The sequence below is a fragment of the Vibrio splendidus genome, assembly GCF_003345295.1.
GTDB classification, from domain to species: domain Bacteria; phylum Pseudomonadota; class Gammaproteobacteria; order Enterobacterales; family Vibrionaceae; genus Vibrio; species Vibrio splendidus_K.
Map to the genome: position 1 here is coordinate 1,251,637 of NZ_CP031056.1, position 14,641 is coordinate 1,266,277.

The window sequence follows — 14,641 nt, forward strand, 5'->3', positions numbered from 1 at the left end:
TTCTTAGTCATGCATATGAAATAGAAAAATATCTACTGCATCAGAATAATAATGATAAAAAGACGGATCTAAATAGCTAATGATTTGTGCCTTTTGCTAACTCTTCTTTCTAGTATATACCTAAACCTACCTACGTTTGATGGATCCGGTCCTCTATATACGATTATTAACATTGCAATAGTTCCTTTATCGTAACCTTCTTCAAACGATAGAGACAGACCCATGAACACAATGCCACATGAACTCGTGTGGGGTGAGATCTACTTCCCGCCTTTGCTTTTGGTTATCGCGTTAGCGTATGTATTGACGATATTGACTGGCTCAATCGCGACAAAACTTGGGCTACATAAATATGTCGCTTTTCCTGCAATAGCCGAAATAAGCTTAATCGTTATTTTCGTCGGCGTTATCGGCCAATTTATTACCATTTTCTGAGGCATTCACCTTGATTAAACGTTATCTCATCACGCTACTACTGGTCGTTGCCGCAAGCTCTGTGGTTTATAGCTATTACCAATCCTATTCAAGTAATCCTTGGACTAGAGATGGTCAGGTCAGCGCATACATCGTTTCGATTACCCCTAGAGTCACCGGGCAAGTAACCAAAGTCCATATTGAAGACAACTCACAGGTAGCTAAAGGGGATCTACTGTTTGAGATCGACCCAAGCATTTATCAGGCAGCCTACAATAAAGCACTCGCGACACAGAAACAGGCTCGCGCGCTCTTAGCAAAAGCTAAAAACGAAGAGCAACGCGCGTTGAACTTAGAAAAAAGAACGCCTGGCGCGCTGCCAGTGCTGACCTTGAATAACCTGAACAATGCGGTTGAGACAAATGCAGCTAACGTTGCACTAGCAAAGGCCAATGTTGAAGAGGCACATTTAAATCTCAAATACACCAAGGTGTACGCTCCAACGAATGGCTTCATCACGAACTTAAACCTACGTGAAGGTTCTCAAGTTGTTGCTAATACCCCTGTGGTGGCATTAATCGATGAGGATAGTTTTTGGATTGAAGGTTATTTCAAAGAAACTGATCTTGTGAACGTTGCACCAAACGACAAAGCTATCGTCACGCTCATGATGCACAATGATGTTCAATTAAAAGGCCATATTAAAAGTATTGGTTTTGGCATTGCGACACAAGATGGCAGTACTGGTAATAACCTTCTTCCCAACGTGAACCCAAATTTTCAATGGATTCGCCTCGCTCAGCGTATACCAATTAAAGTAGTACTCGATAACGTGCCTGAAGACTTGCAACTTCGTGTCGGCATGACAGCTTCAATCAAAATAATCAAATAGTTGGATGGCATTTATGTTCAGTGCATCGACCAAAGAAGCAATTAGGGCTTCTCTCGCGATTGTTATCTCTATCTGCCTTGCGTTGTGGTTTCAGTGGGAGAAGCCCTATTGGGCGGCAATTGCGGTTGCAGTCATGGCATTGAACGAGAGTTTTGCCCATTCAATAAACAAAGGCCATAACCGATTAATGGGAACCTTGTTAGGGACGGGTTATGCCTTTTTCTTAATTGCGATGTTTTCTCAGGACCGCTTTCTGTTTCTGATGTTTTTCACCTTATTTCTCGGTACATGCATCTTCATGTCGAGTGATGAAAAATACGGTTATGTCTTTTCTATAGGCTTTGCTGTCTGCTCCATCATCTCTTGCATGGGCGGATTCGATAACCAAATTACATTTTATTTTGCGGTACTACGAATACAAGAAACTCTGCTAGGCGTTATCACCTTCTCAATTGTTTATCGTCTAATCTGGCCGGTAAACACTGAACAAAACTTCGTACAACGATTTGAAACAAGCAGAGAAACGCTGATAACAGCAATGAGCAACACTAACAACTTAGATATAGAAGCATTTGAGTCCAATACCGCTAATATTAAGAAGCTTTATCAACTGTTGGATTTACCGCTCACTGGCAGTTATCACCTAAAACAAAATATCCATGCGTGGCGTTTACGAGTCCGTGAAATGGCTCATATTCAAGATCGTCTGCTTGAACTCGCCTCGGATGAACTGACTCAACCTATTGATTGGCCAATTCTCACCGAAAAAATGGAAAAACTAGAGTTAATGGCGCCGCACTTATCATTGATTGATGATGTGCCGTTTGTGAAGAGTGAGAAGAAAAACGTTTCTTGGCACCATGAGCACCGTACCTTTGTTCAACACCTGGATGAAGATGGGAGAAAAGTCTTACAAGGAGTCTCGATGTTCGTAACGTCGCTACTGGTTTGGATATATCTACCTGTGCCGGGTGGTTTTATTTTTCCGATGATTGCAGGCGTATTTTCTTCCATGTTGCCGACGATGCCACCAAGTGTTATCAAAGATGCTTTTTTCGGGGTGATTGGCACTGGCACCGTTATCTTGCTTCAATACATCTTTATCATGCCGATGATGACTGAATTGTGGCAATTGGCACTGTTCTATTTCATTAATAGCATGGTGATATGGAAAGTGTTCGCAACGCCTAAACTGATGGTACACCGAATACTTGGCATTAACCTGTTGGTCGTCCTTACATCTGGCGCGCTCAATCTAACACCGGTTTATCAGATTCAAACACCTTTGCTAATGTTAACCACACTGCTCATCATTTTGATGATCGGCAAATTATTTACTGACCTCTTTAGAGTCAAGAGTGTCGTTTAATCTCGTTACGCGGATTCGCTAAACTTGGAATAATAAAAACAAAAAGGCGCAATTAAGCGCCTTTAGAAATTCTATTTTTACTGACTCAATATCAGTTGTTTCTCAACCAAACATCTTGGTTTTTAGGTGCTTTCTTCTTTTTCTTCTTGCCTGTACCAGCCGGTGGCGCAACGGGTTTTAATGCAGCAACAAGTTCAGCGGTTGCCTCTTCATCCACTTCAAAACCTTCAATTTGCTCACGCTCAAGACGGATTTTGTTCTTCTTCTCAATGATTGTGAAGTGATGGTAATCTTCGTGGTCGATCAAAGATAGCGCTAGACCAACCTCACCCGCACGACCACTTCGGCCAATACGATGCATGTAGTCTGATGGGCTACGTGGTAGGTCAAAGTTGATTACTACTGGTAGCTTTTCGATATCCAGACCACGTGCCGCGATGTCTGTCGCGATAAGAACGTCGATCTCGCCAGATTTGAAATCTTCAAGGATGCGAGTACGTGAACCCTGCCCTTTATCACCGTGGAATACTTCCGCGATAATACCGCGCTTGTAAAGCTTGTCTGCCAAGTGCTCACAGCTGTTCTTCGCATTAACGAAGATCAGAGCTTGTCGCCATTCGTGTTGTTGAATCAGGTGCGCTAGCAATGCGGTCTTACGACCTTTTTCTACTTCGAATACACGCTGAACCAGAGTGCTCGCATTGGCACTTTGAAGTTGAACTTCAATTGGATCATTCAGTAGTTCGTGAGTCAGCGTTTTAACTTGCTCGGGGAAAGTCGCAGAGAACAACAAGGTTTGTTTTTTGCTAGGGAGAAGTTTCAAGATAGCATCGAGCTCTTCGGTAAAGCCAAGGCTTAACATTCGGTCAGCTTCATCAAGCACTAACGTTTTTACTTTATCTAGCTTGATAGCGTTGCTTGAGATCAGATCCAGCAAACGACCCGGTGTTGCCACCAAGATATCTGTGCCGCCACGTAGCGTTTGCATCTGAGTGTTTACCGATACACCACCAAATACACAAACCGTTTTGATCGCACCATTGAAGTGTACTGCGTAAGACTTAACGCTGTCAGCCACTTGCTTAGCAAGCTCACGAGTTGGAACTAAGATAAGACCAGACACAAAGTTACCTTTGCCCGAACGACGGTCTAAAGGTGCATCTTCATGGATCTGCTGTAACAGTGGAAGTGCAAATGCTGCGGTTTTACCTGAACCCGTATTTGCACCTGCAATTAGGTCGCGTCCTGCTAACACACTTGGAATAACTTGCGCTTGGATAGGCGTTGGCTGTTGGTATTCAAGCTCTGTTAAGCGAGCCATCAAAGGAGAGATTAAGCCAAGATCAGAGAAGTTGGTTGGTGTTGTGGTGTTAGTCATTAATTGCAGGAACTCAAAGCTAAAATAATAGCGCGCTATATTAACGTATTTCAGCAGTATTACGTAACTAAATCGCCCCTTTCTCCCGTGTTTCAGCGATTAAGCCCCTCTAAAACACATCCAGATATCAAGTTATCGCAAATTTAGTTAAGCCACCCCGCTACCGTTTGCTCTGGAGCATACGAGTTAGGCTCTGTTAACCACACGGCTACTGCGTCAGGTGTGGCAACTAACGGGGAGAAGTCGATATTGAATTGCCATTCAGACTCACCACGTTGGTAGCCATCGTAAACCACGACAAAATCGTGCTCAAGTTTCTTACCTCTGTTCTCGCCCGCTTTAACGCTGGTGACTTCGTTCATCGCCAACAAGGCAATATGAGCGACATAATCCCCTTTGCTTTCGTAACTCACACTGAACGTATCGCCTTCATGGTGCACTGTTAATTTGGGATTAGTTTGTTGTTGGAGCGAAGGCAACGTTCTGTCTAGCCAATTAAAGTAACCACGCCACTCTTTTCCATCGACAACGAAGCCCGGTGTATAGACGCCACTTGTTACCCCATAAGCTTTGTACAAACGTTGCTTCTGACTGAATGCCTTGCTGGCGAACTTGTCTCCCCAGCCTAAGTAATCCCAGTAGTCTACGTGATAAGCAAGCGGTATGACCTCGGTCCAAAGTTTTGGATGATCTGCAAAAGTACTAAGGTACGTGTCAGCAGGCGGACAACTAGAACAACCTTCAGAGGTAAACAGCTCAATAACCTGAGCAGGCTGGCCTTCGTTACTCCAGGTTTGTGCAAACGACACAGAGGAATAGGCGCCGATCGGTAAGGCAAATAAACAAAGTTTAATCAATGATGAATTGCGTGTGGCGTGTGACATACCGAGATCCTTGTACAAAGCGAATTTACTGGCGCTCAAATAAAGACCGTTATGCCTAAGTATTTCTTTCAGGTGATGAGTTTCTTTCAGGTGCTGGGTTTATTTCAGATGTGTAGTTTATTTCAGATACACAGCTTGTTTTAGATGCACAGTTTCTTTCAGATACAAAAACGCCAGCTTTAGAAGCTGGCGTTTTTTAAAATTCTATATTTTTACATGTTAACGCAGAGATTAACGGTTGATACCGATATCGCGTTGCATGTGACCAGATAGGTCGCTTGCGTAGTAACTACGTGGAGAGTTGTCTACGAAAAGAATATCGAAAATGTGTGCAATCAATCCTTTGATGTTAACCGAGTAGGTCTTCTTATCCATAGAGTTAGGAACAGCGATAGTATTCATTTGCATTGCTTGAGCCATGATTGCCTCTCTATAAATTTGTTTATGTGGTTCGTTCTGATGACAAGAATAATAGGTGATCTTTTGCAGGTTAAAAAATGACTAAAATTAGAAATTCAGATTAGTTTTTCTAATAAAACAAATCATTAACAACGCCTCGAAATACATATTCACGCTTGATGAGTAAAAATTCACAGTAGTGCCTAAATCATGCATTTAGTACAAATAACCCTCAAACAACAGCGGTCAATGTCACAAAAAATTTACATAAATAAATTTCAAGCTTCATTGACCACCTAATTATTATCGAGTTTTCGATAAGTTATTTTTGTTTTAATTTACTTGTTCAATGTCTGGCTTCTTCGCATAAATCGACGCTATAACCGCAATCGTCATAGTAGAAATCAGAACAGCTAGCGACCAATACGTTGGGATAGCCCACTCACTATCAACCAATAGCATTTTCACACCAATGAACACCATGATGAATGCCAGTGCAGGCTTCAAGTAGATGAACTTATCCATCATGCCTTGAAGAACAAAGTACAAAGAACGAAGGCCAAGCAATGCAAATACGTTCGCCGCCAGTACTAAGAATGGTTCTCGCGTAACGGCGAAAATTGCAGGGATGGAATCCAATGCGAACATCACGTCCATGACTGCAATCGCGCCGATCACCAACATCATTGGAGTGAATGCCCATTTTGCACCCTGTTTAACCATTAATGCAGGACCGTGGAAGTTTTCAGTCACAGGCATCACTTTACGAAGTAACTTCTCAGGTAGCGTATTCACACTCTCCTCTTCGCCCTTGTCTAGCGCCAGCTTAATACCCGTACCAATCAGGAATGCAGCAAATACATAAAGCACCCAGTGGTATTCAGCCAATAGCTGAGCACCTAATGCGATCATAATTGCACGAAGCACCAATGCACCAATTACGCCCCAAAGAAGCGCACGAGGTCTTAGATGCTCAGGAACTTGGTATTGAGCAAAGATCATCGCGAAAACAAACAAGTTGTCTACGCTCAATGATTTTTCTAGCAAGTAACCGGTAACAAATGACACGGTTGCTTTTTGGGCTGTGTATTCACTATTCGGCGCATAGATGTCCCAAAAAAGGTAAATGGAACCAGCAAATAAAAACGCGAGCACAAACCAGAAAACGCTCCAAATTGCCGCTTTCTTGATGGTTACACTACCACCACGAGTCTGATAGATATCAATAGAGACGAGAATGACTGTCAGCAGGAAAAAGCCCGCATAAGTCGTCATGATTGGCGATGAAAAAAAGGATTCACTATTTGTAGATAATAGAGATTGAGTTGAGTTCATTATTCCTCCGGGCGGAAGAACTGTACAAAGACCTTCCGCAAACAAAACTATCAAGTTCCACGACGGATCTTGATTGTGATTGCGTTGGTCTCGTTGAAGTGAAATATGGGATTTCACCTTTACATACCGGATAGACTCTTGGCCTAACGAGATGACGATATGTAAACTTGCGCTAACTACTCCCCAAACGCGTGGATAATATTCCTCTATCTTTGTTTCGTCTAGAAAAATTTTCGGAAATAAATAAAAAAGGAGCAAAACGCTCCTCATTTATTTCTATAGGCTTGTCAAAACGACATTCGTATTGATTCTGAGAATACTACTGAGAGGATTAACCCCTACTACCGTTACTCATGATACAAATCCGTTACTCAATGATGCGAATAACGAACGAGTCTGGTACGCACTTTGTCTGACAGTTCACTTCAAGGCACGCTACATTATAAACCTGCAGCGGGTACCAAGTACACTAACGCAGACCAAACCGATACCCAACCAACCACCGCTACCGCATCTAACCAATCTTTCTTATCCATGCTTATCTCCACAAGAAGGCGACCTGCAGGAATAAAGCATAAACAATGCCAAATTTATAAATAGGTAAAACTAATAATACTAACCACAAGCATTACCTGTAACTATCTAAATTACCTGTGACTATCTAAAACACTCCAAACAATTCAGCGGCTCGTTGTGTTGCAGTGACTCTGGGTGGTCTTGTAGAAACTCGATGAAACAGTCTGCCATTGAGTCGGTCGTAACCACGCCATCACCTATCATATCCAAGACGGCGTTATAGCCCTCTTTTCCTTTCATGGTATAGGCTGACGACGCGCCTCGGTAAATACGGTCACGAGAAACAGCCTGCCAGCCCAATACTTCAGAGTGAATTTCTAAATGGTGAACCCTATGCCCTAGAGGTGCTTCTTTGTGGTAACAAAACCTCAAGTTATGCGTATAAGGAAAGCTGCCTGAACCTGTCCCTACAACGCCATTATCCAAAGCATTGTTGATTGCACCTTCAAGCATGCCTGCGATCGTTTCACCTTTTACTTCATACACACCAATGGGTACGGCAAACGGTAGTAGTTTTCCGGCAATATCGGCAATAGAGACATCGCCGCTATTCAGTGAATTTCTAACACCACCTGCGTTGTGAATGGCAAATTCAACCTGATGCCCTTTTTTGTTCATTAGGTAGTGAAATGATTGAGCAACTAAGGGCGCTAGTTGGCTCGGGCCTTTCTCGTCCGGGATACGTATGTGGCGCAGTTTTGTATCTGCATGAGCAATAACTTGTTGCTGAAGCTTTCGAACTCTCGGCTGATATTTATCCGTAAGAATGCTCTGAAGTTCCGGATCTTTTTTACATACCGCAATATTGGGGTGGTTGTTCAAAAACTCACACGCCATATCGTGGGCATCGTCTTGCCCTACTTCACTCAATTTTGCGTCTATAAACAGTCGACGGCCTAGTAGCAGTTCGTTCTTACCGTTAAAGTGAGTCACTTTGCCTTTAGCATCGAACTCAATTTCGCAGTGTCCTAGACTCATTGCATGGAAACCCGCTTGCACAACATAAGTGTCACCGATTTTCACGCCGTAATCATCATCTTTAACTAAGCCAATATCAGAGAAATCACCTTGTAAGCGATGACTATGACCACCAACAATGACACCAATACCTGTTACGTTGGCTGCTAACTCTAAATCAGCTTCGTAACCAAGATGGCTAAGTAACACAATCTTGTTGATACCAGCTTTATGAATCTGCTCAATGGTCGCTTTTGCTATTTCTAAAGCATTTTCAAATGGTGTATCGATATCTGGATTAGCAATGCCTGCCATCTTATCGATGCTTAAGCCGAATATTGCAACATTCTCGCCATCAAACTCTTTCGTTATAAAAGAAGCACTTCGCGTTTCAGTCAGATAAGGCTTAACAATTTCGTTGTCCGCTAAGGTATGAGTTTTATTGATATCCTCATTCGATAGATTCCAGTTACCGGCCAACAATGGGAATTTGATTCTTTTCGCGAAAATCGCAACGGGCTCATTACCCATATCTAGCTCGTGATTGCCAAGCGTCATGGCATCTATATTAAGGGCATTCAACAAATCGGCGTTGGCTTTTCCCTTGAATAAAGAAAAGTACAAAGTCCCCTGGAAGCAGTCTCCGGCGTGTAAAAACAAGGTTCCAACCTTCTGACGCTGGGCATCTTGTTCTATTTGTTTAAAGCGTGTTGAAATTCGAGCAAAGCCACCTGCACTCACATAAGGTTCAATGATGTGGTTGTTCATTTTAAGTGATAGCTGTAACGAGGTTGGTTCAAAGTATGAGTGGGTGTCGTTGATGTGTGCCAACACTATTTTTGTCGGCTTATTCTTTTTAGTCATATTTTCTTCTCTCTTTGTCCCTTCATACTAGGTCGAGAATCATGACAGAATCGTGAATTTTATGAAACTGCACTGCAAAAAAATACTCGAGATAGATCAAAAATCTCGTTTCGATCCGTATAAATAAACAACGGGTTTTGTGACAGGTGAGCATACCGGATTGGTATTTTTCGATTATGATTAAAGATATCTGTTAGCTTTCAAACAATTAGCAGAGCCTTCCGTTAGGAGTAAGCCTATGCAACTAGAAAGAATCGAGATTTCTGGCTTTCGAGGTATTAAGCGTATGTCACTCGCGTTTGATGAGCTAACCACGCTGATTGGTGAAAATACTTGGGGTAAGTCTTCATTATTGGATGCCCTTTCCGTCGTTCTTCCCTCTGACGGTGTGCCATATCACTTCGAAATGACTGATTTTCATGTCGATTACTCGGTTTCACATCCACAGTCTCAACATCTTCAAATTGTTCTCGCATTAAAAGCCAATGACAAGAGCGAACTCAACGCTGGTCGTTATCGCAAGCTCAAACCTATCTGGGTTCAAGATGAATTTGGCGTCTATCGTATCTATTACCGAATAAGTGCCACATTAGAACAATATGAAACGACCACAAACTACGCATTTTTAGGTTTAGACGGTAATCCGCTCAAACTCCACCACTCAGAAAAGCTCGCTCAAGAATTAATGACCTTACATCCTGTGATCCGTTTACGAGACGCAAGGCACTTTGATCGCCCTTTCAACGGAAATTCACTCAACCACAATGCTCACCTGCCAACTAATGTTCACACTAATAACGGTCACGCTAACAATGCAAACGGAAATGGGAACAACAATCCAAATAACGGACATGGGAACGGACATAATCACACGACCAATGGTCATGGCTCGAATGGAAGTGGCAGCAATGGCAATGGCCGTCAGGCAAGAATAGAAAAGCGCATCGACAACACCTGCCGCCGTCTTATGGCGATACCCGGACATGTTAATAAAGGTGAAATGCGCAGTAGTCTTGAGTCAATGCAAAGCTTAATAGAACACTACTTCTCGTTTAAGAGTGTCTCACGTAAGAATCCGAGAAAACCACGTGACGGGCTACTGTACTCCGCTGGCGCGAACGACAAGAGCATTCATCAATTGGTCGAGGAGACCAAGAATAAGCAAACTCGACTGTTATTCATGGGGTTACTTAACGCATATCTACAGGCTAAAGGGCCGACTGACTTAAGACGATGCGCTCGCCCTCTTTTGATCATTGAAGATCCAGAAGGTCGACTGCACCCAACGCACCTAGCAAGGGCTTGGAGCTTAATGCAGAAGTTACCCATGCAAAAAATCCTTACCACCAACAGTGGCGATCTACTTGCTGCTGTACCACTTCAATCGATTCGTCGTTTGGTGCGTCAGTCCGATAAAACCATCGCTAACCAACTCAACATGAACCACTTTAGCAAAGATGAGCTTCGTCGAATTGGTTTTCATATTCGTTTCCATCGTTCAGGTGCTCTGTATGCTCGCTGTTGGTTATTGGTAGAAGGTGAGACTGAAGTTTGGTTGTTTAACGAGCTAGCCAACCAATGTGGGTATAACCTTGCTGCGGAAGGCGTTCAGATTATTGAGTTCGCTCAATCAGGACTAAAGGCATTAATCAAAGTCGCGCAAGAGTTTGGCATCGATTGGCATGTCGTCACCGATGGTGATGCAGCAGGCAAAAAATATGCGGCAACAGTGCTATCTAAACTTGGGAACGATCAAGAGCGACATCGCCTCACAGAACTGCCTGATAGGGACATCGAGCACTACTTGTATATGAATGGGTTTGAGAACTTTTTCAGAGACATGGTTAAGATTCCTTACGATCACCCTATCCCAGCGAAAAAAGTCGTGGCTAAAGTTCTTAAGAAACACGCAAAACCAGATCTGGCTTTAGCGATCGTGTCTCATTGTGAGAATCAAGGACAAGACTGTATTCCCTTGTTATTAAGGTGGACGCTAAAACGTGTCATCACCATGGCAAACGGCAACACCTAAGCGCTTTAATTAATTGATAGATGCTATTGGTTCTTCTGCAGATGAATTTTTTGACTGATTGGCTTAACCAAGAACCAAAAAAGGCACACCAAGTGGTGTGCCTGTATAAATCGATATACAAATTAATTGGGGGGTTATCTTGCAAGAGTTTACAGTCACTAAACTACGGCTTAACGTATTAATTAGGCCTTAGCTTGCTTAGTGTGTTGTTCAACCACTTCCGAAGATTGAGTCGATTTCTCGTGAAGCCATAGCCCCGTTGCTTTCATCAAGTATCCAAATACACCACCAAGCAGTAAAGATGGTACTACAAGTTGCCAATCGCCACCTGCAGCAAACGTCGCACAACAACCAATGAAGGTTCCTGGGATATAACCTAGCCACGCTTGTTTCGCTTGGATACACATAAAGAAAGCCACAATAGCGGTAATCATATAGCCTAAAATCTCTAACCCTGCGAAGGTTGAACTTTCGATAATCACCATTGCCCAGAATACGCCTGTCATGTTGGTCAATAAGCTACCGGCTAGTCCTTTAACGCCGCCTGTTGGCGAAGCAAAATAACTGGTGCAACCTAGGAAACCTGCCCATGACAATAAGCCGAAAGAGATAGCAATCCATCCCCATAGACCTGACAAAATACCTGTTGTTAATGAAATCGCGACTAATGTACTCATACTATTTCTAAAGCCTAATTACGTAATTCAGCGCAACCGGATTTAGCCTCACTTAAAATCAAGTAAGCATATTATGGGAAGAACACCCTTTTTTAGCTGATCACGATCACATTAATAATGTATGCGAACATGCATTTATCACCAGATGGAGACCGAAATCGCTTATTCAACATAAATAGTTATTAGTCTTTTATCAATTTATCGCTACAGAACCGACGGTTTGCCTTTCATCATGCGCTTACCTTCTCGCTTAATACACTCAGCAAGTGGGTTTTCGGCCATATCAGCACGCCAGATAAACGAAAGCGTACGTTCCATTTCAAGCTCAGGGACATTTAACGTGACCAGTTGGCCAGACTCAACAAACTGTTCGACATCGAGATAAGGTAAACACGTTAAATATGGGCCGTTTGCAACCAAACTTCTTAAAACAGGAACGTGTTCATACTCTCGCCAAACATCAAGATCACCAATTAAATGATGAATAGAGCTATCAAAAACTTTGCGAGTACCCGAACCATGTTCACGTAATACCCATTTTGCTTGTTCTAATTGCGCCAAGCTTACTCGTTCACGCTTGGCAAACGGGTGATGAGCCGATGCAACCACCGTTAAATGGTCAGTACACCACACTTCTTGGTGAACTCGGTTGTCATCACAACGACCTTCGATAACACCCAAGTCATATTGATAATCTAATACGCCATCAATAACCGCATCGGTACTTTGTACGCCGAGCGAGATTCGCATCTCAGGAAAGTCGTTATCAATAATACTGATGAGGTCAGGAACAAGGTGTTCCGCTGGTGTTTGGCTTGCACCGAGTTTGAGCTCTCCACTTAGTAAGTGCTGCTCATAAAAACCCATCTCAATTTGCTGCGCATCTTGCAGTAAACGCTTCGCTTTAGGCCTTAGCCACATACCCCAATGAGTAAGGGCCATTTGCTTGCCCTGCCTTTCAAACAAAGGCCTGCCGAGCATTTTTTCCAACTGTGCAAGAGACATACTTGTCGCCGATTGAGTCAACGCCAATCTGTCTGCTGCTTGACTTACACTCCCGGAATCTGCCACTGCATCAAATACCGCGAGTTGCTTTAATGAATAACGCAAAATTCATCCTTAATTCTTTTAATAACTTGTGTCCTATTGCTCATTTTTTTTTAAGCCGATGAGCAATCAATTTCATTCTACGCGTAACCCAATCTATATCAATAAATTTGATGTGGTTTCTAAAAATTATCAATTTTACCTCTACCCCTCTACCCCCTAATCTGGAATGGCAGGACACAACGAGCCCTGCAAAAAATCACTGATTAACCATTACGGATTAACCAAGTCGTTAACACTAGGAATTACACATGACGGATTGTTCAAGGGGGGAATATGGCAACCAGCACTTCTGAAAATCAGCAACTGTTCTCGCCAACAGAAATGATGGCGGAAGCCGAGAAGTTTGCATTAAGCAAAGCAAATAAAACCAGCAGCATGACATTGAGTTTGGCAATCATGGCTGGCGCATTCATCGGGCTTGCTTTTTTATTCTACATCACGGTGACCACGGGTAGCGCTGATGCTGGATGGGGATTGAGTCGTTTAGCCGGCGGTCTTGCATTCAGTATGGGGTTAATCCTGATTGTGATTTGCGGTGGCGAGCTGTTTACCAGTTCAGTGTTATCAAGCATTTCATGGGCTAACAAGCAGATAACCTTCACCAAGATGTTGTCTATCTGGGGCAAGGTCTACGTCGGTAACTTTATCGGTGCCATGTTCCTATTGGCTTTGGTAAGCGCAGCAGGCTTATATCAACTGGATGGCGGTCAATGGGGCTTAAACGCTCTGAACATTGCTCAACACAAGCTACACCACAGCCCTGTTCAAGCTTTTGCTTTGGGTGTGCTTTGTAACTTATTGGTGTGTTTAGCGATTTGGTTAACGTTCAGCTCTGCGAACGCCATGACCAAAGCAATGATGACCGTATTACCCGTTGCAATGTTCGTTAGCTCAGGCTTTGAGCACTGTGTGGCGAATATGTTCATGGTTCCACTAGGCATCACGATTCAAACATTCGCACCAGAGAGTTTTTGGATGCAAATCGGAGCAACGCCTGCTCAGTACGCAGACTTAAACATCATGAAATTTGTCACCGCAAACTTAATACCAGTGACAATCGGCAACATTGTAGGTGGTTCAGTATTGGTCGGCTTAGCCAATTGGAGCATTTACCGTCGCCCGCAGCTGAAAGCAGCAAAAATTACAGCAATTACACAAACAACAGAAATTACGTCAGTTAAGGAAATCACTATGAACACAGCAACGACTATCAAGCAAATCATGAACACTCAACCAATTACACTGAGCGTAGAAATGCCTACATCAGTCGCGATTGACTCTCTTCTAGACGCTCAACTTGTTAGCGCTCCTGTTTGCGATGTTGAAGGTCGTCTAGTGGGTATCTTCTCTGTTCATGACGTAATGGTTGACCTTTGGTGCCAAGACTACATTCCGACTAAAGGCCAGAAAGTGGTAGACCTAATGAGCCGTGACGTAGTCGCTATCTCTGCTAGCGATAAGTTGGTCGATGTTGCTGAATTCCTATGTATCGACAAAGAGCAACTTTACCCTACTACAAGCATGGGCTACGCCACTCGCCTGACTTCTCTTTCTCTAGAAGAGCGTGCAAAAGCGATGAAAGTAAGCCAACCACATATGCTGCCAGTGTTAGAAAATGGCGTAATGGTCGGTGTGTTAACTCGCATTGAAGTGATGCAAGCACTACGTCCAATCTACGGTGACCGACTAAACGTGGTTCCTCAAGCTGAATTGGAAACGGCTTAACTAATCGTAAGTTGAACTATTAGGGATTA

General features: G+C 43.2%; 12 protein-coding genes. 5 read left to right on the top strand and 7 right to left on the bottom strand.

Annotated features, from left to right (window positions below; translation table 11 throughout):
* Window positions 1–222: 222 nt before the first annotated feature.
* Genes DUN60_RS21255 through DUN60_RS21265 form a run of 3 tightly spaced genes read left to right on the top strand, consistent with a single transcriptional unit; the run spans window position 223 to window position 2,675 of the window.
* A complete protein-coding gene (locus tag DUN60_RS21255) occupies window positions 223–435 on the top strand; it encodes a DUF1656 domain-containing protein (RefSeq protein ID WP_054546893.1) in 213 nt (70 codons plus the stop codon).
* Between the two features lie 10 nt (window positions 436–445).
* Window positions 446–1,306: an HlyD family secretion protein gene (locus DUN60_RS21260; RefSeq protein WP_054546894.1), complete on the top strand. Its 861-nt coding sequence runs from the start codon at window positions 446–448 to the stop codon at window positions 1,304–1,306.
* A gap of 13 nt (window positions 1,307–1,319) precedes the next feature.
* On the top strand, window positions 1,320–2,675 hold the full coding sequence (locus DUN60_RS21265; protein ID WP_114635365.1) for an FUSC family protein: 1,356 nt from the start codon (window positions 1,320–1,322) through the stop codon (window positions 2,673–2,675).
* Window positions 2,676–2,766: 91 nt separating this feature from the next.
* On the opposite strand, the gene DUN60_RS21270 is transcribed toward DUN60_RS21265, so the two are convergent.
* From DUN60_RS21270 to DUN60_RS21290, 5 genes are all read right to left on the bottom strand, one after another.
* On the bottom strand, window positions 2,767–4,053 hold the full coding sequence (locus tag DUN60_RS21270) for a DEAD/DEAH box helicase (protein WP_114635366.1): 1,287 nt from the start codon (window positions 4,051–4,053) through the stop codon (window positions 2,767–2,769).
* A 143-nt stretch (window positions 4,054–4,196) separates the two neighbouring features.
* Window positions 4,197–4,937: a DUF1223 domain-containing protein gene (locus DUN60_RS21275; RefSeq protein WP_065206090.1), complete on the bottom strand. Its 741-nt coding sequence runs from the start codon at window positions 4,935–4,937 to the stop codon at window positions 4,197–4,199.
* 231 nt (window positions 4,938–5,168) lie between these two features.
* Entirely contained in the window at window positions 5,169–5,357 is a 189-nt protein-coding gene (locus DUN60_RS21280) for a hypothetical protein (protein WP_017079198.1), read from the bottom strand.
* Window positions 5,358–5,669: 312 nt separating this feature from the next.
* Window positions 5,670–6,671, bottom strand: coding sequence for a TerC/Alx family metal homeostasis membrane protein (locus tag DUN60_RS21285; protein WP_114635367.1), 1,002 nt, complete (start codon window positions 6,669–6,671; stop codon window positions 5,670–5,672).
* 657 nt (window positions 6,672–7,328) lie between these two features.
* Window positions 7,329–9,068 carry a bifunctional metallophosphatase/5'-nucleotidase gene (locus DUN60_RS21290; RefSeq protein WP_114635368.1) on the bottom strand — a complete coding sequence of 580 codons (1,740 nt, stop codon included), beginning with the start codon at window positions 9,066–9,068 and terminating at the stop codon, window positions 7,329–7,331.
* A 238-nt stretch (window positions 9,069–9,306) separates the two neighbouring features.
* Between DUN60_RS21290 and DUN60_RS21295 the strand changes: the two genes are divergently transcribed.
* The gene (locus tag DUN60_RS21295) at window positions 9,307–11,100 is read left to right on the top strand and encodes an ATP-dependent endonuclease (protein WP_114635369.1); all 1,794 of its coding nucleotides are present in this window, start codon (window positions 9,307–9,309) and stop codon (window positions 11,098–11,100) included.
* 182 nt (window positions 11,101–11,282) lie between these two features.
* Here DUN60_RS21295 and DUN60_RS21300 read toward each other — a convergent pair whose 3' ends face one another.
* Together DUN60_RS21300 and DUN60_RS21305 are read right to left on the bottom strand one after the other, a co-directional pair.
* Window positions 11,283–11,777 carry a DUF1097 domain-containing protein gene (locus DUN60_RS21300; RefSeq protein ID WP_017079195.1) on the bottom strand — a complete coding sequence of 165 codons (495 nt, stop codon included), beginning with the start codon at window positions 11,775–11,777 and terminating at the stop codon, window positions 11,283–11,285.
* A 204-nt stretch (window positions 11,778–11,981) separates the two neighbouring features.
* A complete protein-coding gene (locus tag DUN60_RS21305; protein WP_009845304.1) occupies window positions 11,982–12,887 on the bottom strand; it encodes a LysR substrate-binding domain-containing protein in 906 nt (301 codons plus the stop codon).
* Window positions 12,888–13,160: 273 nt separating this feature from the next.
* Here DUN60_RS21305 and focA point away from each other — a divergent pair, with 273 nt between their 5' ends.
* On the top strand, window positions 13,161–14,612 hold the full coding sequence (gene focA / locus DUN60_RS21310; protein ID WP_114635370.1) for a formate transporter FocA: 1,452 nt from the start codon (window positions 13,161–13,163) through the stop codon (window positions 14,610–14,612).
* The last annotated feature ends 29 nt before the right edge of the window (window positions 14,613–14,641 follow it).